General features: G+C 38.1%; 1 pseudogene. It reads right to left on the bottom strand.

Features of this window, described 5'->3' with window-relative positions:
• Positions 1-23: 23 nt before the first annotated feature.
• Positions 24-278: pseudogene (locus WKI42_RS10850) on the bottom strand (IS30 family transposase); the annotation flags it as partial.

Consider the following 278-nt stretch of genomic DNA (forward strand, 5'->3'; position numbering starts at 1 on the left):
TGAATAGGGTTTTAGGTTAGTTTTTAGAACTTATGTTGGAGTAATTTAGAAGACTGACAGACGTCTTCTGCAGGTATTTTAGAAATGCCGAGAAGCTTAGGAATTTCTTCTCCATAAGTAAAGGCAAAGAGTTCATAAGCTGACTTTCCATTCAAAGCAGCACGTTTGACGCTGTTGACATGAGAGCAGACGAGATTGATGTCCTCTTGAGTTAAATTGTCAAAAGAAGTTCCTTTAGGTAGAATGTCGCGAATCAGCGTGTGATTTTTCTCAATTCT

Origin of the sequence: Streptococcus pseudopneumoniae, assembly GCF_038148935.1 — a bacterium.
Classification (GTDB): domain Bacteria; phylum Bacillota; class Bacilli; order Lactobacillales; family Streptococcaceae; genus Streptococcus; species Streptococcus pseudopneumoniae_U.